The organism is Vibrio sp. 10N.286.55.E10 (assembly GCF_002872555.1).
GTDB classification, from domain to species: domain Bacteria; phylum Pseudomonadota; class Gammaproteobacteria; order Enterobacterales; family Vibrionaceae; genus Vibrio; species Vibrio crassostreae.
Window position 1 is genome coordinate 73,293 of record NZ_MCSD01000015.1, and the last position, 19,727, is coordinate 93,019.

The following is a 19,727-nucleotide window of genomic DNA, read 5'->3' on the forward strand; positions in this document are numbered from 1 at the left end:
AACTAATCCTTACCTAACATTCTGATTCCAGATAAAACAAACAAGAACATCACAACAGCTGAGATGAGTGTGGCGTTATCGAGTAGGGCAGAGAGCACGCCCGATTTGAAAGAGCGTTCAGCATGGTTAACATTGAGATTTAAGGAGTGCTCTTTGTAAGTACCGTTGTTGAAAGAGCTGGTATCGATAGAGAATAGCGCTTTGAACTTTTCAAATTCGTCGGTCATTTCTTGTTTGATTTCTATGACTTCGTTTTGAACTTCAGCAATTTGGTCTGGAGTGACAATAAACCCTTCGCCATTGAAACTAGAGCTAGGCTCAACGAAGTTATTATTGTTAGTGATGCCGTTGATTAGTTCGTCAATCTTACCTTCAACCCCAGACATATCGCCCGTTTCAAGGCCGTCGATTTTGTCTGATAGATCAGAAATACTGGACTCGACACCAGATAAATCCGGAGAGCCCAAGGAATCTATTTTTGAATTAACATCTTCAAATTCGTAGTAAAGGCCATCAATCATAGCGTTATTGCTTGAAACCTTTTCTTTGATATCAGAAGTGTCAGAAGCTAGGGTTTTTAGTAATTTATTATTAGCATTTGCTTTTGCTGCATTTCTTAATTGAGTTTTTTGTTGGTCAGTAAGACCAGAGCCAGAGCCGGAAGATTCAATAGCGTCAATAACCGCGTAATGCATACCAGTCATCATCTTACGCTCACTGTCTTGACCTTGCATAAGCTGCTTAACCGTTACTTCATTAAACAAGCTGCTTCGGTAAGCCTCAAGAAGCCAGTCATTTTGGTCTTTAGTCAGACCGCCATCACCACCAGAGCCGCCTCCATTAGAGTTGATTAATTCTTCCAAATCATCAAACCTGTAAAACGTCTGGTTGTAACGGTCTTCCAAACGATTCTTTATATCTTGCCTTGCTGCCCAAACACTTTCTCTAACGGTGTTTTCCAAACCACCTTGAGCAGCAGTCAAAGAATCTATTTTGTGAGCAAAAGATAAGTCGTTAGTCTTTTGAGTATTAATCAGCTCGGCAACCGCTTGATTAAACGCATCTTTAGTTAAGTTCTGTTTACTTAATTCAGAAATGATATGAATTAACTTACTATTGTTAGTATTCAGTTTGTTCATAATGTATCTGTAGTTGGAACAATCTTCAGACTCAACATTACAATTTAGAATCTCTTTAGTTTCTTCTAACAAATCATAATATTCGTCTAGATTGTCAGGAACATTATTGCCATCAGAATCCGTAACCTGGTTGTCATTGCTATAAGGGTTAGGGTCTTCGCCGTTTTTAATGCCGTCACCATCCCAATCTTCTAAATCATCTTGAACGCCATTTTGGTTAACATCACCTTCAAATGGAAAGAGCTCAGGAACGTCACCTGAATAGCGGTTGATTTGGTCAAAGCCACAAGTAGAACCCGTATAATAAAACTTATTAGTCCAGCGTCCCGCTTCAACAGAAATAGAAACTGAACTAGGAGCCATGTTACAAGCAGCACCAGTAGAGCGATCACCAATGCAATAAGAGCGAGGATTATCACCCCATACATAAGAGTCCCACGTTAAATTTTTTCCCGTTCCCTCTAGTATCTTACAAGAACTAACGCAAACGCCATCAACCTCAACTTCACCCGCACCACACTGCAAAGCGTTGGAATTGAAAGCCACAATGACGAGAAGAAGAGAGAGGTATTTTCGATATTGTTTCACTGTAAAACCCCAGATAAGAAAACGCCCCCAAACTAGGAGGCATTGATACCCGTATATACGCCATATACGAATGACATAGCCATAACCACCCCAAACAGGACGGTTACGACTTGAGAGACAATGTCTCCCATTAGTTCCCCATAGAGTTCATGATTGCGCGAAGACCAAAGCCAATCGCAGCAAGACCGATAAGACCAACCACAACCAAACCGTAGTTAGATTGACCAGTCGTTACAGCATCATTAATGGCTTTCTCGACTGCCGTGTTATCAGCAAATGAAGAAGCAGATACAAATGCAGTAGAACCTAAAACCAATAGACGTTTTTTCATGATATTTCCTTTTTTAAGAGTGTGTTACTAAAAGTTGACCCTTAGCCTTTGCCAAGAGTTTTTAAGATTCGTCCTAGCACATGGCCAGAAACGAAAGATAATAAAATCCAACCTGAAACAGCGGTATAGAGTTCACTGTCGATGTTCAAAGACTGAGACGCAGAGACTAAATTGTTGTATTCAGAATCTGTGAGCATTACGAGCTGACAATCAAAGTCGGTTGACGTTCTTAAGTAACCTTGCCGAGTGGTCGTAATGCAGTTCATTGTTCAGCCTTACTTGAAGCGCTTTTTTGACGATTGAGAGAGCCAATTTCAGACAAAAGAAAGTCTCTTTTAACCTCTAAATCACGGATAGTTCTCGTCAGGAGCAAGCGGTCAATCCAATCAATTACAAACGAGCAAACACGACCAAATAGTGAGAACACGACCATGGTAATAATTAGAGCTTCAATCAGTGCATCCAAATCATTGCCAGTTAATTGATAAACGACCGTTTCCATAATTAAGCCTTGTTAGTTTTCATAAAGTTATCGAAGTGCTTTTTGACTTCTTCATCGACAGGAACAAGTTTGTTTACCAAGATATCGAGTGGATCATTTGGGTTAGCACCAAAGCTCAATTCGTATTCACGGTTAGCAACAAAAGCGCGTGATTGGATAAGCTGACGAGCGTAGGCCACATCAATTTTCAGAGCTTGTTTGTTGTAAGGGATGTCAGTTGAGAAACCGATACCAGTTTGCTGAAACTTCTCGTTATCGACTTCTTCAACAGCACGTAGGACAGACAGCTCCGCGAACTCCATATTAGATTTCGGGAAACGCTTGATAGAGATACCAGTTATTGTAGGCATATTCTTGACTCCAAAATTTCGATTTTCTGTTTAGTGTATTCGTCAGGAATGCCTAACGAGGTTTCAAAGTTGGCGCGTCTATGGTGCGTAGGAATGAGCATTCCGAATGCTTCACCCAAGTCACCTTCAGTCATTGCCACAACTTCAGAAAGTGCTTTACCACATTGGCGACGAACCCAAGCAATACGAGCAAAGAACTCAAGACCGGCTTTCTTTTTGTTAAGCTCAATCTTCATCGGTTCAGCAGGGTCGATACTTGCTGAGAAGTCACACAGACCAGCAAAGGCCGAAGCAGGCGAGGCGAGTAGTGCCAAATCACACTTCTTCAATTCCACTTCGTTGCGATACCAAATCACTTCAGGGTCAGCGATGTTTTGCTCGAACTTCTTGTTGTACACACGCCAATAAATTGCAGAGGTACGAGAGCCAACAAGGACAGCTTCCTCTGATAATTCACCGGATTGTGAAACGCGCTTATGAGGAACCATTGTGGGACCACGTCCACGAGAAGCAGTGCGAAATGCTCCCTCATAAAAACATTTCTCAGCATACTTACAGTCAAAGATTCCGGTGTAGTCATCCACGCAGAGATCCAAACGGGCTAGGCGAGTGATACCCAAAAGCGACAACCACCAATGCACCTTTTTGTGTGTGGTGAAGTCGAACAACTTAGCGCAACCCGTACCATTGATTTGTACGTAGACCGTATCGTTGTTGCCGCCAACACCCACCAAACCACATTCAACCGTTCCCGTAGAATCGTAAATCACCATTGAATCTTCATAGCCATGCAGACCACGGCCACGCATAGGAGACAGACGGAAATTAAAGACTTTTGCCATGAACTCATCGAACCTATCGGCTAAAACCTTACGACACTTGTTACGGTGTGACTCAATTGATTTCTCTATAGCTTCTGATGAGTTAAAGCGACCTTTAACGCTTTGCTTTTTAAACTCAGGGAACTGCATGTTGATAAAGTCTTGTTCGTTCGAGTTGTCCAAGTGTCTAAGCGAACCGTACGAAAATGAAAACGCTAAGTGATCCACTTGAACCGGACGAATTTCATCATGGAACTTATGAGGCTTTTTAGATGGCATGGAACACACCCTTAACCAAAAGCTCTTGGTAGTTCTCATCGGTGATTTCGACAATCTGAAATGACACCATGCCGTAATGAACCTCCATGAACTGGAAGAACTCACGCTGAGTCTTAAAGAAGTTATGACCCCAAGGAAAATAGGCGTTGATACCGTGATTGGGTTCGTTGTCGAAGTAGATAGAATCCATAATTAAGCCTCAACCACTTTCATTAGAGGCCAAGCAGGAAGAAGTCTATTGAAAGCGTCTTGAATATCAGCATCAGTCAAAGGCATTGCTTTAGATTTGTTAACCGTAATAACAGGAGTAAGACCAATATCGGTAACTTGATAATGAGAAAGGTATCGAGGGAGAATCCCAGAGCAAACTTGAACGATGTACATAGCAATCCACCTTGAAGCCAAATTAATAACCAGAATTGGTTACTCGGAAGAAAGCATATACACCAAATTTGGTTACTGCAATAAACCAAAATTGGTTACTAATAAGCTATGATTAGGAAAACGGAGGATTTAGCATGTATCAAAATGAACTGATTGAAGCCTATAAAAAGGCTCAAAACTACGTTCAAGACAAGCAAATAGCTATGGATATGAACATTCCACAGCAAAGAATCAGTGATTTTAGGAAAGGTCGTCGCTATCTGTCTGATTCACAAACAGTTTTCTTGGCTGAAAATGCAAAGTTAGACCCGCAAGTAGCATTGCTTGGTTGTCACGCTGACCGCAGTGATAATCCACAGATAAAGCAGATGTGGGAACACATGGCAAAAAAGTTTAACGGACTTAATATGTCAGGCGTTTCAATGGCTTGTGGTGGATTAGCGTTATGGATGATGCCCACTCAAGAAGCCCTAGCCAACTGCGTATTATGTATATTATGTTAAATTGACTTTGGTGTTTATAAGGCAGGTATCTTTATGTGATGCCCTGCCTCTTGTTTATCTACCAAATCGATGTTCTATTTAACAGTAAGGCTATTTACCATAAAATACCTAATAAACATATTTCCTAATCTTCGATTAAGAATACGTTTATTAGACTTCAAGCATCAATCGATCAATTGCTTCTGTGATCTCTTTGGTTCTTACTGGCTTGGTCACGAAATCATTCATACCAACATCTAAGCACGAACATTTGTCTTCAACAGATGTGTGTGCTGTTAGCGCGACAATTGGCGTTTTGATGTTCGCGTCTCTCATGTATTTGGTTGTGGTTAATCCATCCATTACTGGCATCGACACATCCATTAAAATAATGTCTATCGAGTCATTGGCTCTTTCCACAAAGCCTATCGCTTCCTCACCGTTGCTGGCGATGAAAACTTCGTGGCCTTGTCGCGTTAGGATTAATTTGATCACCATTTGATTGGTTGGGTTGTCTTCGACAACTAACACTGAATAACGGCTTCTTAAATCTCGTGGACAATCATTATCTTCAATGTTGGCCAGATTGTTCGTGACTCTGGTTAGTACTGGCAGTTGTACTTCGAATTTAGAACCTTTTCCTGGTTCACTCTCTACCGATATACGCCCTTGCATCAGCTCAACCAGTCTTTTGGTGATTGCCAAGCCTAAACCTGTGCCGCCAAATCTGCGTGTGATTGTGCTATCAGCTTGCACAAATGGACTGAACAGCGACGAAAGTTGTTGTGAGCTGATACCAATCCCTGTGTCTTCTACTGTTATATAGAATGAACTCTGCTGGTACTTGATAGAAACATGGACACGCCCACGTTCAGTGAACTTAATGGCGTTACCAATTAGATTAAATAGGATTTGTGCCAAACGACTTGGGTCGAGATAATGAAGTTCACCCTCAGGGATATCGCTGGTTACGGTTAGCGACAAACCTTTATCGTCTGCTGTCTTCTTTTGTTCAGACAACACAAAAGTTACAGTGTCGCTTACGTTGCTCCATTGAGGCGCTAACGAGAAGCATCCAGATTCAATCTTAGAAAAATCCAACACATCACTGATAATTGCCAATAGGAGCTCAGATGATGTGCTCATGTTGAGTAGTATAGACTGTTGTTCTTTGTTCAATGATGTGGATTTGAGGGTGTCTATTAAGCCAATAATGGCGTTTAGCGGTGTTCTTAATTCATGACTCATCATTGCGAGGAATTCAGACTTTGCCTTATTAGCTCTTTCGGCGTCTTTTCTTGCTGTGACAAGCTCTGCTGTACGTTCTCGAACGGTTGCCTCAAGCTTTTCTTTATTCTCAATATCGAAAACAGCACGTTCTATCAACGGTCGGAAACGGTTTAATGTGGCCTTGGTTTCAATACTAAAGTGCTTGGTATTAGAGTGGATAAAGATGATGACGGATTGTGTTAGTCCGCTATCTATACCCGTAATTAGAACGGAGTTGATTTGGTCGAGAACAATGGGATGCAGAGAGTTGAATTCCCCAAGAGACTTGGGTTCGAAAAGGATGGCGCATTCACCATTGATAACTCGCGATAGCTTGCCACAATCGCTCCAATTCATTTGTTCGAAGACTTTGTTATTGGTTAGCAGGGTTTTGAAACTGCCTTCGTTCCCTACCCTTGATACCACGATAAAATCATCAAACCTAATGTATTTTTTGAGGACAAACTCAAGGCTAGAGAATATCTCAGATATGTTACTCGCCTTACTGATCGCAGAGATGGTTGATAAGATCACTCTGTTCTCTTCAGCCAGTTTTCGCTCACGGGCTTTTAGTTTTTGCAGTTCAATACGAGCTTCTTGCAGCGCTTCTTGACCTTCAGAACCCATTACTTTTTCAACCTATAAAACGTTGCAGACGATACCATTAAATTCCCGTGTGCGTTTTCGCCACCAGAGAGCCTGCCTTGCTCACCAAACGTGAACGGACATATGTATGGAAGCCCATTAAGTGCTTGATTTATTTGCTCGCAAACCTCTTCCATATCTTGCTTTAGGTTGAGCATTGGGCCCGCGCAAAAGATGTTGATTGCTCCGAGCTTCTCTTCAAGATCCATATCGTTGTAATAAGAAGAATGAATGATATTAGCGGCACGGCTTATTAACTGTTGTTTAGAGCCTTGCATTAGATAGATGGTGTCACCTTCACTAATGTCGGTGAAGAGCTCGATCCCGTTGCACTCTGTTTCTCGGATAGAGTGAGAGAGCTTGAAATACGGATAGTTGTAAGATGAGCCAACTTTCCTCCCCAAAGGATAAACAGAAGATTTTTCAAAGATATAGCCATCGTCACTGCCACCTAGGTGAAAATTGGTCCATTCGTTATAAACTGTGGCAGCTGGCCGATGGTCTATCTCCAGCAAAATTCTATTTCGTACTTTAGTCACAGTGCCTGAGTAACGTGTAGGCGTATGACCTGCACTGAAAGAGGAATAGATTGACTGAGACGCAAACACCACCGTTAAAGATACGCCATTTATAGATAGCGACTCTTCGGTGAAGATGCTCCAATTTCCAGAAACCTGATTGTCCGCAGCACTACCGCCAATAATAGGCACCTCAGTACCAAACTTTTTATCGATAGCTGCCATCACCTTCTCTTCATTACCAGGAGTGGAATGCAGCAAGATAAGATCGGGGATTTCGCCCTCTCGGTTGGCGTTCTTAAGTGCTTTGTCGATCGCGCTGAAGGTGCTGCGGTCTATGGAGTCGCTAAAGTGCTCGATACCTGTACCGTAGGCGTTGATTCCCGAGTCATAAATGATGAGTACGCCAATTACCGGACCAGAATGAAACCCAGTTTCTGTCATAATGCCGTGACAAGTGGTACAGCCATGTACAGGAGTGTTAGGGAGAGCGTCTACGAAATATCTCTGAACAGCGAGTGTCGAATATTCTTCTGTGCAGTAGCAAATGAGACAAGCAATATCGTCAGCGTTTTCTACCCCGCTGAGCAACTCATCTACTGCGATTTTATCGTCTAGGGAGTAAGAGACTTTTGATAGAAATTTCATAGATTCTGGGAAACTTTATTAATGTTCTCTTTATAACACTTTAATGCATTGTGTTTCACTGATTTGGTACATATTTCTATCAAAAGAACCGAGGCGTACCCCAGTTTTCTCTCTGTTACTCTTTAGACAGGTTTACAGAAAACGTGCTCACCTGTTGTGGAAATGTAACCGTTATTGAGGAAGTCTTATCATTAGTTTGTAACAGCCAATCTGATGGCCCTTTTTCTTTCAGAATTCCGCTTTCATTATAGCTAATGATAAATTTGCCAGTTTTAGATGTTTCGATCGAATACCCTAGATTATCGCCCGAAATTAAAACATTATGATTATCAATACCAAATTTACAAGGTTTTGAAACGATACAGTTCACTGTTTCGTCATTATCGTATGTTACTGTTCTCCAAGTAAATGCAGCTATTAAAATAACCAACATGACGATAATTTGAACAAGCCTGCCTTTTGTTAGCTTTTGTGCCGCCATTATAATCTTTACTCCTTGTTACAAAGTTCAAAGTTTTTAAATAAAAATCCAATTCCTGACCAAGCGTAAGGTTACTACTCTGTCATTGATTTGTTAATTCAAGTATAGTGTCGCTTTGAAAATGCCACTTTTTTTTAAAATCAGCAAGTGGAAATAAAGCCCTGAATAGGCTGAATTTCCTTTTCTAATTTGGGTGGCATTACGACGTGAGTCGTGTTGGAAGTAAAGTGTAGTAAATAAGAAATTGGAAGCATGCAAATGAGCCAAGAAAAGCAGCTTGAACAAAACTACAACTATACGGTCGTCCGTCAATTTACCCTAGTTACAATTTTGTGGGGTATTGTCGGTATGGGCGTTGGTGTTTTGATTGCCGCTCAATTAGTTTGGCCACAGCTAAACTTTGATACGCCGTGGTTGACGTACAGTCGTTTACGTCCCCTGCATACTAATGCGGTTATTTTTGCGTTCGGTACAAGTGCGCTGTTTGCAACATCATATTATGTTGTACAACGTACCTGTCAGACGCGTCTCTTTGGTGGCCCTCTCGTAGCCTTTACCTTTTGGGGTTGGCAAGCGATTATCCTGTCCGCTGCAATTACTTTACCGTTAGGTTTAACCTCTGGTAAAGAATACGCAGAACTTGAATGGCCAATAGATATTGCTATTACTCTTGTGTGGGTAGCTTATGCAATCGTGTTCTTCGGAACCATGATTAAGCGTAAGACATCGCACATTTACGTAGCGAACTGGTTCTTCGGAGCCTTCATCATCACGGTTGCCGTGTTGCACATCGTTAACAGCCTGGCTGTTCCTGTATCTGCGTTTAAATCGTACTCGATTTATTCCGGTGCGATCGATGCAATGGTGCAATGGTGGTACGGACACAATGCGGTAGGCTTCCTATTGACAGCTGGTTTCCTAGGTATGATGTACTACTTCGTACCTAAACAAGCTGGTCGCCCTGTTTACTCTTACCGTTTGTCGATTGTTCACTTCTGGGCTCTCGTGTCTCTGTATATCTGGGCTGGTCCTCACCACCTACACTACACAGCACTTCCTGACTGGACTCAATCTCTAGGTATGGTTATGTCTTTGGTTCTGTTTGCTCCATCTTGGGGTGGCATGATCAACGGTATTATGACTCTATCTGGCGCGTGGCATAAGCTTCGCTACGACCCAATCCTACGTTTCCTAATCGTTTCTCTATCATTCTACGGCATGTCGACATTCGAAGGCCCAATGATGGCAATCAAAACGGTTAACGCACTATCTCACTACACGGACTGGACTATCGGTCACGTTCACTCTGGTGCGTTAGGTTGGGTTGCAATGGTTTCTATCGGTTCGGTTTACCACTTAGTTCCTAAACTATTTGGTCAAGAGCGTATGTACTCTGTATCTCTAATCAATGTTCACTTCTGGTTAGCAACGATTGGTACGGTTTTCTACATTGTTGCAATGTGGATCTCAGGTGTGATGCAAGGTCTGATGTGGCGTGCAGTTAACTCTGACGGTACATTAACTTACAGCTTCGTTGAATCTGTAGAAGCATCTTACCCGTTCTACTTTGTACGTTTCTTAGGTGGTTTCATCTTCCTATCTGGTATGTTCTTAATGGCATACAACACGTACAAAACTGTTTCTGCACCTAAAGATAGCCTTAAAGCTATCCCTCAACCGGCTTAAGGAGATTTAGAATGAGCTCAAATTCAAATAATCGCCATGAGTTGGTAGAGAAGAACGTTGGCCTACTAGCGATTCTTATCGTTATTGCTATCAGTTTTGGTGCTTTAGTAGAAATTACCCCGCTTATTTTCCAAAAGCAGACGACTGAACCTGTAGAAAATCTACGCGTTTACTCTGCTCTGGAAATGGAAGGTCGTGATATCTACATTCGCGAAGGTTGTAACGTATGTCACAGCCAAATGATTCGTCCTTTCCGCTCTGAAACGGAACGTTACGGTCACTACTCTGTAGCTGGCGAAAGCGTTTGGGAACACCCATTCCTATGGGGTTCTAAGCGTACTGGTCCTGATCTAGCGCGTGTTGGTGAACGTTACTCTGATGAGTGGCACCGTGTTCACCTTATCGACCCTCGTGAACTTGTTCCTGAATCAAACATGCCTGGTTTCCCATGGCTTGCTGAGAATGTACTTGATGGCAAATTGACTAAACAGAAGCTTGAAATCTTCCGTAATCAATTTGGTGTTCCTTACACAGACGAACAAATTGCTAACGCTAAACAAGATGTTGAAGGAAAAACAGAGATGGATGCAATCATCGCTTACCTTCAATCGCTTGGCCACGCAATGAAATAAGGAATAATTATGGACATTATTACATTTCAAAGTGTTTGGACTGTTACTGTTTTTGCTTGTTTCATCGGCATCGTTTGGTGGGCTTTCGGTAAAAATCGTAAGTCGCGCTTCGACGAAGATGCAAACCTAGTGTTCGCTGATGAAGCACCTGCGAAAGATAAAAATCAAGGAGTGACGAAGTAATGAGTACATTCTGGAGTATTTGGGTAACAGTAATCACAATCGGTACGTTGATTGGCTGTGCAGCCTTACTTCGTTGGTGTTCCAACGATAAAACAGGTGTAGAAGAAGGTCATGATATGGGCCATGAATACGATGGTATTCGTGAGCTTAATAACCCACTACCTAAATGGTGGACATACCTTTTCGTTAGCACAATTGTGTTTGCAGCTGTTTATCTAGCTCTATACCCAGGCCTTGGCAACTTTAAAGGTCTACTAGGTTGGACGAGTTCAAACCAAACAGTTCGTAGCGTAGAAGAGTCTCGCTCTGCAATCGCTGCTGCGCAAGCAAACAAACAGTTAGATGCATACGCGAAAGAGCTTGATGATGCAGACACCTACTTTGGTGAAGCATTCAGAAAGTTAGCTCACGACGAAAATGGTCTACGTTCTGTCCCTGACATTGCATCAGATGCTGATGCAATCAAAGTGGGCCAACGCTTGTTCCTACAAAACTGTTCTCAGTGTCACGGCTCTGATGCTCGTGGTCAGAAAGGTTTCCCGAACCTAACTGATAACGCATGGCTATATGGTGGTGAACCACAAGCTATCGTTACTACCATCATGCATGGTCGTGTCGGTCAAATGCCAGGTTGGAAAGACGCTCTTGGCGAAGAAGGCGTAAAAGAAGTAGTTAGCTACACGCTTAGCCTTTCTGGTCGTAGCGTAAACGCACGTGAAGCAGAGGCTGGTAAAGCTCGCTTTGTAGTGTGTGCAGCGTGTCACGGTACTGATGGTAAGGGTAACCCTGCTGTTGGCGCACCTGACCTAACTGACCGCGACTGGCTATTCGGTGATTCTCGCGCTGATGTGACGGAAACAGTCATGTACGGACGTTCTGGTGTAATGCCGGCTTGGAAAGACATCCTCGGTGAGGATAAGGTTCAGCTCGTCTCAGCCTACGTCTGGAGCCTCAGCAACTCAGATAAAGAGTAACATAATGATAACAGCCCCTTCTTAAGGGGCTGTCTTTCTTTTACAGTTATAACCTTAAGTGTTTGTAAAAAATAGTTTTATTTCATTGTATATATTGAGAATAATAATATGGAACAACCTTGGTATAAGCAGTTTTGGCCGTGGTTTTTGCTCTTCCTAACCGTTGGCGTTTCTATGCTAACGTTGGTTCGAGTCGCGATACTTACCAACCATTCAGTTCACGTTGTTACTGAAGATTACTATAAAAAAGGTAAAGGTATTAATGTCGACATTTCAAAAGTAAACGTTGCTAAAGAGCTTGGCCTATCAGCTTCAGTTAGCGAGAAAGGTAACTCGGTTATCATTACTCTCGACAAAGGCAAGCTAGACCACTTCCCTGCTATTAGCGCAATGTTCGTGCACCGAACGCTGCCTGACCGTGATTTTACTCAGCTACTGACCGCTGATGCGAGAGGCAACTACACGTTGACTCTGGACCATGAAATGCAAGGTCCATGGTTTATCGAGCTTTCTCCGCATAATTCTGAATGGTTAGTTCAAGGTCGCATGAACTTCCCTATTGATACTCCTACTCAACTAACGAACTAAAGCTTATGTGTGAATCCTGTTATCACTGCGGTGAAGATGTACCAGCGGAAACGGATTTTAAAGTAGAAATCTTAGGATCGGTGCGGCAGATGTGTTGTCCGGGCTGCGAAACCGTAGCCCAGACAATCGTTGATGGCGGCTTGGTCTCTTACTACCAATATCGTACCGCTCCAGCTGAAAAAGCGGATCTCGTGCCAGAGCAACTTCTGGCACTCAGTCATTACGACAACGAAGATGTTCAATTGGAGTTCGTCCGTAACTCTGAAAATACCTCTGAAGTGACATTGTCACTAGAAGGTGTCTCTTGTGCTGCTTGTGCATGGCTTATTGAGAAGCAAGTCTCTTCAAAGTTAGGGGTTGTTAGTATTCGTGTTAATACCACGACTAACCGCGCCCTGCTCAGTTGGGATAACACTCAGGCTAAACTGAGCGAGCTGTTGTCTGCAATCCACACCCTAGGTTATAAAGCCGCACCATTCGAGGCTGATCAACAAGAAGCCGCCTATCATCGTTCGATGAAGAATTATCTCTATCGTCTTGGTATTGCTGGTTTAGCAACCATGCAGGTCATGATGCTGGCTGTGGCGCTTTATCTTGAAGTCTTTGGTAACCTTGAACCTGAATTCAAAAGCTACTTCCGTTGGGTGAGCTTAATCTTCGCAACACCGGTTCTGCTCTACTCTGCATTGCCTTTCTATATCAATGCGTGGCGTAGCCTCAAAGGTCGAACATTGGGTATGGATGTGCCTGTGTCGATTGCTCTGTTGTTTGCCTACGTTGCAAGTTTGGTCGCAACGGTGACAGAGAAAGGTGAAGTATTCTTCGAATCTATCTCGATGTTTACCTTCTTCTTACTGCTTGGTCGTTTCCTTGAAATGCGCGCTCGTCGTAAAGCAGCTGCCGCTAGTGGTAACCTGCTTAAGCTCGTTCCTGCTATGGCAACAACATTAGAAGGCGAACAAGTTCCGGTAAAAACTTTAAAAGTTGGCGACCAAATTCGCGTTCTTCCGGGTGAACACATTCCTGCCGATGGCAAAGTATTGTCTGGTCGAGTTCATATTGATGAATCGATGCTGACTGGTGAATCTATCCACGTAGTAAAAAACGAGGGTGATATTGTCTTCGCTGGTACATTGAATGGTGACGAGTCGTTTGAACTGGAAGTGATGACATCAAAAGCGGATTCGGTGATTTCCAATATCGTTCGCCTGCAAGATGAAGCGCAACTTTCTAAGCCTAGAATTGCTGAAATTGCCGATGTAGTAGCGCGATACTTTGTTGCGGTTATCTTGATCATTTCATTTGGCACTTGGTTCTACTGGCACCAAACACGACCAGAAGATGCTTTCTGGATCATGTTGTCTGTACTCGTTGCGACTTGTCCGTGTGCTCTGTCACTCGCGACACCGACGGCAATTACCTGTTCCACTTCTCGTATGGGTAACTTCGGTATCTTGCTGCGTAAAGGCCATGTATTTGAAACCTTGTGCAAAGTGAATCACTTGATCATTGATAAAACAGGCACATTGACTGAGGGTGATATTCGTATCAGCCAAGTTGAAACCTTCGCTGAGCTTGATAAAGACACCTGTCTCAAAGTCGCGGCGAGCTTGGAGCAACACGCTAACCACCCTATTGCGAAAGCGTTCAAGACTCATATTTCAGATGATATTGAAGTAGAGTCTGTCAATAACGTGATCGGTTCAGGTATTACTGGTGAGTGGAATGGCCTGGAAGTAGCGATCGGCAGTAGTGAGTTCATTTTGGGTGAAGCTCAACCATCGGAAAGTAACGGTATTTACTTGTCGATGGCGGGCCGTCATATCGCAACGTTTACTTATGAAGATCCCATTCGCAAAGAAAGCATCGAGTTTATTAAGCAATTTAAAGAAGCGGGAATCAAAACGACTCTGCTTACTGGCGATTCTTTGATTAACGCGAAGCCTGTTGCTGAAGAGATCGGTATTACAGACATTGTTGCTAACGCGAAGCCTGAAGATAAACTTGCTTACTTGAACTCTCGAGATGCAAGTGACATTACCATGATGGTTGGCGATGGCATTAACGATGCCCCTATTCTTGCGGGTGCTCACCTTTCAGTTGCTATGGGTGGCGGTACGGATGTGGCGAAAGCTTCTGCGGATATGGTATTGTTGGGTGATAAACTCGATAGATTACTTAAGTCGCGTACTTTGGCGTTAAAAACGCGTAAGATAATCCGTGAAAACCTAGCTTGGTCATTAGGGTATAACTTACTCATTCTTCCATTGGCTGTTGCAGGTTTGGTTGCTCCATACATCGCCGTTGTTGGCATGTCTGCCAGCTCTATTATTGTTGTGTCTAACTCGTTAAGGCTTTTAAAAGAGCAAGGTAAATAATGGAAAGTTTATACATCCTGATCCCCATTGCGATTGTACTAGTGTGCATCGCTGTTGGTATTTTTCTATGGGCCGTTAAGAGCGAACAGTTTGAAGACCTTGAGCGACAAGGCCACAACATTCTGTTTGATGAAGACGAAAAAGCTCACAACCATTCAGATAGCAAACTTGCTAAGAATGAAAAAGCCAATACAGAAAGCCAACCTAACTTAGATAAAAAGAATGATGACGCCTGATTGGATCGGAGCTTTTATTGTTGGATTGATCGGCGCGGGACACTGCATGGGAATGTGTGGTGGCATCGCGTCGCTTCTTTCGATTGGTAACACGAAGCCTTCCCCTGTTATTCCCCTGCTTTATAACCTTGGACGCCTATTAAGCTATGCCGTGATTGGTGGCGTGATAGGCGGAGCAATCTCTTCGATTGGCCAGCTCAGCGATTTTAATGCCTTGCTCGGTTGGCTGCGTCTATTTGCTGCTGTCTTTATGATCATCTTAGGTTTATACATTGGCAAATGGTGGTTCGGCTTGCTGTTCTTTGAAAAAGTCGGCCAGAAGCTTTGGCGTTATATCTCTCCAATCGGTAAGTCTTTTCTTCCGCTCAAACACCCAAGCCATGCCCTGCCTTTTGGTTTTATCTGGGGTTGGCTTCCATGTGGCCTGGTTTACTCTATGCTAACGTGGGCTGCGGTATCGGGAAGCTGGTACAACGGAGCGGGCATCATGCTTGCCTTCGGTTTAGGGACGCTTCCAGCGATGCTGACGGTTGGTATGGGCGCTAATTTCCTCAAGAAACTGCAACAAGCTGACTTATTTCGCCAACTAGGCGCAATTTTAATCCTCATTTATGGTTTCTATACCGGTTATATGGCATTGCAGCTCATTATTTATACCGTATAGCTGTTCTTTAAATCCGGTTTTTTTACTACCCAACTGGATAAAGGAATGCTAAAATATTGACGTATATCAAATAGTGAAAGATTGTTATGATTTCTGAAAAGCCTGTGACGAAACGTGTTCAGTCTGGCGGCTGTGCAATCCATTGCCAGGATTGTAGTATTAGCCAGCTCTGTATTCCGTTTACTTTGAATGAATCTGAACTCGATCAACTTGATCAGATCATTGAGAGAAAAAAGCCTATTCAAAAAGGCCAAGAGTTATTTAAAGCCGGTGACGAGCTTAAATCTCTATACGCTATTCGCTCTGGAACGATCAAGAGCTACACGATTACCGAGCAAGGTGATGAGCAGATTACTGCATTCCACCTAGCGGGCGATCTTGTTGGCTTCGATGCGATTACTGGTGACCTACACCCTAGTTTCGCACAAGCGCTAGAAACTTCTATGGTATGTGAAATCCCATATGAAATTCTTGATGACCTATCAGGAAAAATGCCTAAATTGCGTCAGCAAATTATGCGCCTGATGAGTAACGAGATTAAAGGTGACCAAGAAATGATTCTGCTTCTTTCTAAGAAGAACGCGGAAGAGCGTCTTGCTGCATTCCTTTACAACCTTTCTACTCGCTTCTCTCAGCGTGGCTTCAGCCCGCGTGAGTTCCGCCTAACGATGACTCGTGGCGATATTGGTAACTACCTTGGCTTGACTGTTGAAACAATCAGCCGTCTTTTAGGTCGTTTCCAAAAAGCAGACATCTTGAGCGTTAAAGGCAAATATATCACTATCGAAGATCACGATGCGTTGATGGAACTTGCTGGCGTTTCAAAAGAATAGTCTAGATATCAATGATGTAGTTCAATAATGAGCTACATCATGTTTCTCTCTTAAAACCTCTTTTATTTCTCTTAATCTCCCCATAACTACGCTACATTATTTATATGTTCGGTCTGAAAAGTAGGCTTAGTTATGAGTATCTATAACAAAATTTTAGTTGTCGCAGACATTAATCACGATGAGCAACCTGCTCTAGTTCGTGCTATCCAACTTGCCAAGAAAAGCACCTCAACAAGCCACATCACTTTCTTTTTGTCGATATACGACTTCTCGTATGAAATGACATCTATGCTCTCTATCGATGAAAGAGACGCAATGCGCAAAGGTGTAATTCACCAACGCGAAATTTGGATGAATAAAGTCGCAGAACCTTACCTAGATGATTCTATTGAATTTAATGTACAAGTGGTTTGGCACAACCGCCCGTACGAAGCGATCATTGCCGAGGTGTATAGTGGCGAGCATGATATATTAATCAAAGGTACGCGTAAGCATGATACCTTGGAGTCTGTCATCTTCACTCCAACTGATTGGCATCTGTTGAGAAAATGCCCTAGCCCAGTGCTATTGGTTAAAAATGATTTCTGGCCAGATCACGCGAAGATTTTTGCTTCAGTTCACGTTGGTTCGGAAACAGAAGCTCACTTAGAGCTTAACGACACTATGGTCGACAGGTTACTAGAGATCACGGGTCGTTTGGATGCTGAACCGTTCTTGGTGAATGCCTACCCAGTGACACCTGCTAATATCACGATTGAACTGCCAGAGTTTGATCCAACGTCTTATACTGACGCAGTTCGTGGTCACCACTTGACGGCAATGAAAGCGCTTCGCCAAAAGCACGGTATGTGTGAAGAACAAACTGTGGTTGAGCAAGGCTTGCCTGAAGATGTTATTCCTCGTGTGGCTTCTGAAAATAACGCTGCAATGGTTATTCTGGGTACCACGGGTCGTACTGGCTTGTCTGCCGTGTTTATTGGTAATACAGCGGAGCATGTTATCGACAAAATTAACTGTGATGTGTTGGCTCTTAAACCGTCTGGTTACGTGAGCCCATTAGACCCTAACCTTTCGAAAGGTTAAGTCGTTTAAGCACAGAGCTTCACTACAAGTTCAACTCATAAAAAAACGCCTCAAGCATTGCTTGAGGCGTTTTTGTTTATCTAGAGCAACGCCATTCCAAATACAGAATGGCTAATATCATCTTTATCGACTCAAATGGCTAAACGTTGGTTACGTCGATGAACATTGACTCATCAATGTTTGAAGATGAGATTTCAGCTTCTTCGAATTCGTATGCTTTGCGATCTTCACTACGGTCTAGAGTAAGGTTCACGAAATCAAACAGCTCGCGGTCAGCCAGTTGACTTGGGCTTACGTTCTGGATTGACTTGAAGATCTTCTCAACACGACCTGGCGTTTTCTTATCCCAATCAATTAGCATCGCTTTAATGTTCTGACGCTGTAGATTCTCTTGTGAACCACATAGGTTACAAGGAATGATTGGGAACTCTTTGTGCTCAGCGTATTTGATTAGGTCCGTTTCGCGACAGTAAGTCAGTGGACGGATAACAACGTTACGACCATCATCTGAACGAAGCTTTGGTGGCATAGCCTTTAGGCGCGCGCCGTGGAACATGTTTAGGAACATGGTCTCAACGATGTCGTCTAGGTGGTGACCAAGTGCGATCTTAGTTGCGCCGATCTTCTCTGCGAATGAGTACAAAGTACCACGACGAAGACGAGAACATAGGCCACACGTTGTTTTGCCTTCAGGCACTTTCTCTTTAACCACTGAATACGTATCTTTATCTACGATGTAGTAAGGAATGTTCAGCGTTTCAAAGTACTCAGGAAGAATGTGTTCAGGGAACCCAGGTTGTTTTTGATCTAGGTTTACTGCCACAACATCAAACTTGATAGGCGCTGCTTCACGTAAACGTAGCAAAATGTCTAGCATCGCAAATGAATCTTTACCGCCACTAATACATGCCATTACTACGTCATTCTCTTCGATCATGTTGTAGTCGATGATGGCATTTCCAACATTTCTTCTCAGACGTTTCTGAAGTTTGTTGAATTCAAGTGTTTCTTTTCTATTATCGTTTTGGTTCATTGCGACTCTCACACCGTCGTATTACCGACTGTAGATTGCTAGTGGGACTGTTTTAGGGCGTGGATTATACGGATTTTTATTTCATGTTGAAATAGTAACGGCAGGATAAACAAGCTGAGTATTAGAAAGATTCGGCTTTTATTATTCGATAAGCTCCCTAAGCGGTAGGGAAACGCGGCTTCACAAGCTCTCGGTTGGTATCACAGATAAAGAAAAGCAGCCTGCTCTAATTCGATCAGGCTGCTTTAAGATATGTCATGAAAGTTTGGAGACTGATTCTGCTAACAATAATTCCTTTAAAAATTATTGCGCGGGAATGTACGGCAATACGCGAACTGTTGGTTCTGGTAACGTGATGCTGTCACTTCCATTCAGTTCTTCTAAGGTGAATTTCGCTCGCCCTTCTTCGATTGGTAGTTGCTTGCCGTTTGAAACCTCTATGTTGCCTTCAAGCTTATTAGCGAATTCCAGCGTTAACCCTTGTATATCAGGCGTGAACCAACCAGAGAACATACCGCTGACATCTTCAAGCATCGCCTGCATCTGTGGTAATAGGTTTTCTAGTTGAGTTACTTCTACTGTGCCAGCTAAAGGCTCTTGCGTCATCACAACCAAAGAATACGCACACTCTTCTTCTTGAGTTTGTACAAAGATAAGAGGATTAGCTGAACGTAGGTTTTGATCTACAGGTAGAAGCAGTTCATTCGCAGGAGAGACTTTTAGCTCTTCGTAGTGCTCTTCTTTTTCCATCCAAGCTTTGCTGATGTGACAGGTTTGCTGAGCTTGTTGATCAACAAAGAAGACCGCAACTTTGACATCATCATGCCCTTCTTTGGTGTTGTTTTTCAGCTGAGTATAAAGTTTAGAATACGTGAACATGTACTCTTGCGCGGAAGCTGGAAGAGAAACCCCAAGGCTTAATGAGGCTAATATAGCGAGTGCTGTCTTTTTCATTATTATAATCTTGTCGAAGTTGAGCGTTTATAAATAGAAAGAGCAG

Annotated in this window: 24 protein-coding genes; 11 read left to right on the top strand and 13 right to left on the bottom strand. The window is 43.0% G+C overall.

The genetic code is table 11. From position 1 onward, the window contains the following. Positions 1-2: 2 nt before the first annotated feature. From BCV39_RS23165 to BCV39_RS11035, 8 genes are all read right to left on the bottom strand, one after another. Positions 3-1,727 carry a hypothetical protein gene (locus BCV39_RS23165; RefSeq protein WP_198591306.1) on the bottom strand — a complete coding sequence of 575 codons (1,725 nt, stop codon included), beginning with the start codon at positions 1,725-1,727 and terminating at the stop codon, positions 3-5. 130 nt (positions 1,728-1,857) lie between these two features. Beyond that, positions 1,858-2,058 (bottom strand): hypothetical protein, encoded by a 201-nt coding sequence (locus BCV39_RS11005; protein ID WP_048659345.1) that lies wholly within the window; start codon positions 2,056-2,058, stop codon positions 1,858-1,860. A gap of 41 nt (positions 2,059-2,099) precedes the next feature. After that, complete coding sequence (locus tag BCV39_RS11010) at positions 2,100-2,324, bottom strand: hypothetical protein (protein ID WP_102431915.1); 225 nt, start codon at positions 2,322-2,324, stop codon at positions 2,100-2,102. Beyond that, positions 2,321-2,560: a hypothetical protein gene (locus BCV39_RS11015; RefSeq protein ID WP_102431916.1), complete on the bottom strand. Its 240-nt coding sequence runs from the start codon at positions 2,558-2,560 to the stop codon at positions 2,321-2,323. The genes BCV39_RS11010 and BCV39_RS11015 overlap by 4 nt, the downstream gene beginning before the upstream one ends. 2 nt (positions 2,561-2,562) lie before the next feature. Further along, positions 2,563-2,910 (bottom strand): DUF1293 family protein, encoded by a 348-nt coding sequence (locus BCV39_RS11020; protein WP_102431917.1) that lies wholly within the window; start codon positions 2,908-2,910, stop codon positions 2,563-2,565. Then, a complete protein-coding gene (locus BCV39_RS11025; RefSeq protein WP_102431918.1) occupies positions 2,898-4,010 on the bottom strand; it encodes a replication initiation factor domain-containing protein in 1,113 nt (370 codons plus the stop codon). Before BCV39_RS11025 ends, BCV39_RS11020 begins: the two co-directional genes overlap by 13 nt. Then, the gene (locus BCV39_RS11030) at positions 4,000-4,200 is read right to left on the bottom strand and encodes a hypothetical protein (protein WP_020699819.1); all 201 of its coding nucleotides are present in this window, start codon (positions 4,198-4,200) and stop codon (positions 4,000-4,002) included. The genes BCV39_RS11025 and BCV39_RS11030 overlap by 11 nt, the downstream gene beginning before the upstream one ends. Positions 4,201-4,202: 2 nt before the next feature. After that, a complete protein-coding gene (locus BCV39_RS11035; RefSeq protein WP_102431919.1) occupies positions 4,203-4,394 on the bottom strand; it encodes a hypothetical protein in 192 nt (63 codons plus the stop codon). A gap of 134 nt (positions 4,395-4,528) precedes the next feature. On the opposite strand from BCV39_RS11035, the gene BCV39_RS11040 reads away from it, so the two are divergent. Further along, positions 4,529-4,897: a DUF3693 domain-containing protein gene (locus BCV39_RS11040; protein WP_102431920.1), complete on the top strand. Its 369-nt coding sequence runs from the start codon at positions 4,529-4,531 to the stop codon at positions 4,895-4,897. 150 nt (positions 4,898-5,047) lie between these two features. On the opposite strand, the gene BCV39_RS11045 is transcribed toward BCV39_RS11040, so the two are convergent. From BCV39_RS11045 to BCV39_RS11055, 3 genes are all read right to left on the bottom strand, one after another. Beyond that, on the bottom strand, positions 5,048-6,772 hold the full coding sequence (locus tag BCV39_RS11045; protein ID WP_102431921.1) for an ATP-binding protein: 1,725 nt from the start codon (positions 6,770-6,772) through the stop codon (positions 5,048-5,050). Then, positions 6,772-7,956 (bottom strand): FIST N-terminal domain-containing protein, encoded by a 1,185-nt coding sequence (locus BCV39_RS11050; RefSeq protein ID WP_048658752.1) that lies wholly within the window; start codon positions 7,954-7,956, stop codon positions 6,772-6,774. Before BCV39_RS11050 ends, BCV39_RS11045 begins: the two co-directional genes overlap by 1 nt. 115 nt (positions 7,957-8,071) lie before the next feature. Continuing rightward, the gene (locus tag BCV39_RS11055; protein ID WP_102431922.1) at positions 8,072-8,437 is read right to left on the bottom strand and encodes a hypothetical protein; all 366 of its coding nucleotides are present in this window, start codon (positions 8,435-8,437) and stop codon (positions 8,072-8,074) included. Positions 8,438-8,689: 252 nt separating this feature from the next. Between BCV39_RS11055 and ccoN the strand changes: the two genes are divergently transcribed. From ccoN to uspE, 10 genes are all read left to right on the top strand, one after another. Beyond that, positions 8,690-10,123: a cytochrome-c oxidase, cbb3-type subunit I gene (gene ccoN / locus BCV39_RS11060; protein ID WP_102424429.1), complete on the top strand. Its 1,434-nt coding sequence runs from the start codon at positions 8,690-8,692 to the stop codon at positions 10,121-10,123. Between the two features lie 11 nt (positions 10,124-10,134). After that, entirely contained in the window at positions 10,135-10,755 is a 621-nt protein-coding gene (gene ccoO / locus BCV39_RS11065; RefSeq protein WP_102431923.1) for a cytochrome-c oxidase, cbb3-type subunit II, read from the top strand. Positions 10,756-10,764: 9 nt separating this feature from the next. Further along, positions 10,765-10,938 (top strand): CcoQ/FixQ family Cbb3-type cytochrome c oxidase assembly chaperone, encoded by a 174-nt coding sequence (locus BCV39_RS11070; protein WP_004733679.1) that lies wholly within the window; start codon positions 10,765-10,767, stop codon positions 10,936-10,938. Then, the gene (gene ccoP / locus BCV39_RS11075) at positions 10,938-11,912 is read left to right on the top strand and encodes a cytochrome-c oxidase, cbb3-type subunit III (RefSeq protein WP_048658749.1); all 975 of its coding nucleotides are present in this window, start codon (positions 10,938-10,940) and stop codon (positions 11,910-11,912) included. Before BCV39_RS11070 ends, ccoP begins: the two co-directional genes overlap by 1 nt. 108 nt (positions 11,913-12,020) lie before the next feature. Then, the gene (locus tag BCV39_RS11080; RefSeq protein WP_048658748.1) at positions 12,021-12,500 is read left to right on the top strand and encodes a FixH family protein; all 480 of its coding nucleotides are present in this window, start codon (positions 12,021-12,023) and stop codon (positions 12,498-12,500) included. Between the two features lie 5 nt (positions 12,501-12,505). Then, positions 12,506-14,878, top strand: a complete 2,373-nt coding sequence (locus tag BCV39_RS11085; protein WP_102431924.1) for a heavy metal translocating P-type ATPase metal-binding domain-containing protein — start codon at positions 12,506-12,508, stop codon at positions 14,876-14,878. Then, on the top strand, positions 14,878-15,114 hold the full coding sequence (gene ccoS / locus BCV39_RS11090) for a cbb3-type cytochrome oxidase assembly protein CcoS (protein WP_102431925.1): 237 nt from the start codon (positions 14,878-14,880) through the stop codon (positions 15,112-15,114). The genes BCV39_RS11085 and ccoS overlap by 1 nt, the downstream gene beginning before the upstream one ends. After that, the gene (locus BCV39_RS11095; protein WP_102431926.1) at positions 15,104-15,778 is read left to right on the top strand and encodes a sulfite exporter TauE/SafE family protein; all 675 of its coding nucleotides are present in this window, start codon (positions 15,104-15,106) and stop codon (positions 15,776-15,778) included. Before ccoS ends, BCV39_RS11095 begins: the two co-directional genes overlap by 11 nt. 86 nt (positions 15,779-15,864) lie before the next feature. Beyond that, on the top strand, positions 15,865-16,611 hold the full coding sequence (locus BCV39_RS11100) for an FNR family transcription factor (RefSeq protein WP_017632474.1): 747 nt from the start codon (positions 15,865-15,867) through the stop codon (positions 16,609-16,611). A gap of 132 nt (positions 16,612-16,743) precedes the next feature. Then, the gene (gene uspE, locus BCV39_RS11105) at positions 16,744-17,694 is read left to right on the top strand and encodes a universal stress protein UspE (RefSeq protein WP_017070547.1); all 951 of its coding nucleotides are present in this window, start codon (positions 16,744-16,746) and stop codon (positions 17,692-17,694) included. A 139-nt stretch (positions 17,695-17,833) separates the two neighbouring features. Here the strand turns inward: uspE and ttcA are convergent, their stop codons facing one another. Then, entirely contained in the window at positions 17,834-18,727 is an 894-nt protein-coding gene (ttcA, locus tag BCV39_RS11110; RefSeq protein ID WP_102431927.1) for a tRNA 2-thiocytidine(32) synthetase TtcA, read from the bottom strand. Between the two features lie 303 nt (positions 18,728-19,030). Further along, entirely contained in the window at positions 19,031-19,681 is a 651-nt protein-coding gene (locus tag BCV39_RS11115; RefSeq protein WP_102431928.1) for a DUF2987 domain-containing protein, read from the bottom strand. Between the last annotated feature and the right edge of the window lie 46 nt (positions 19,682-19,727).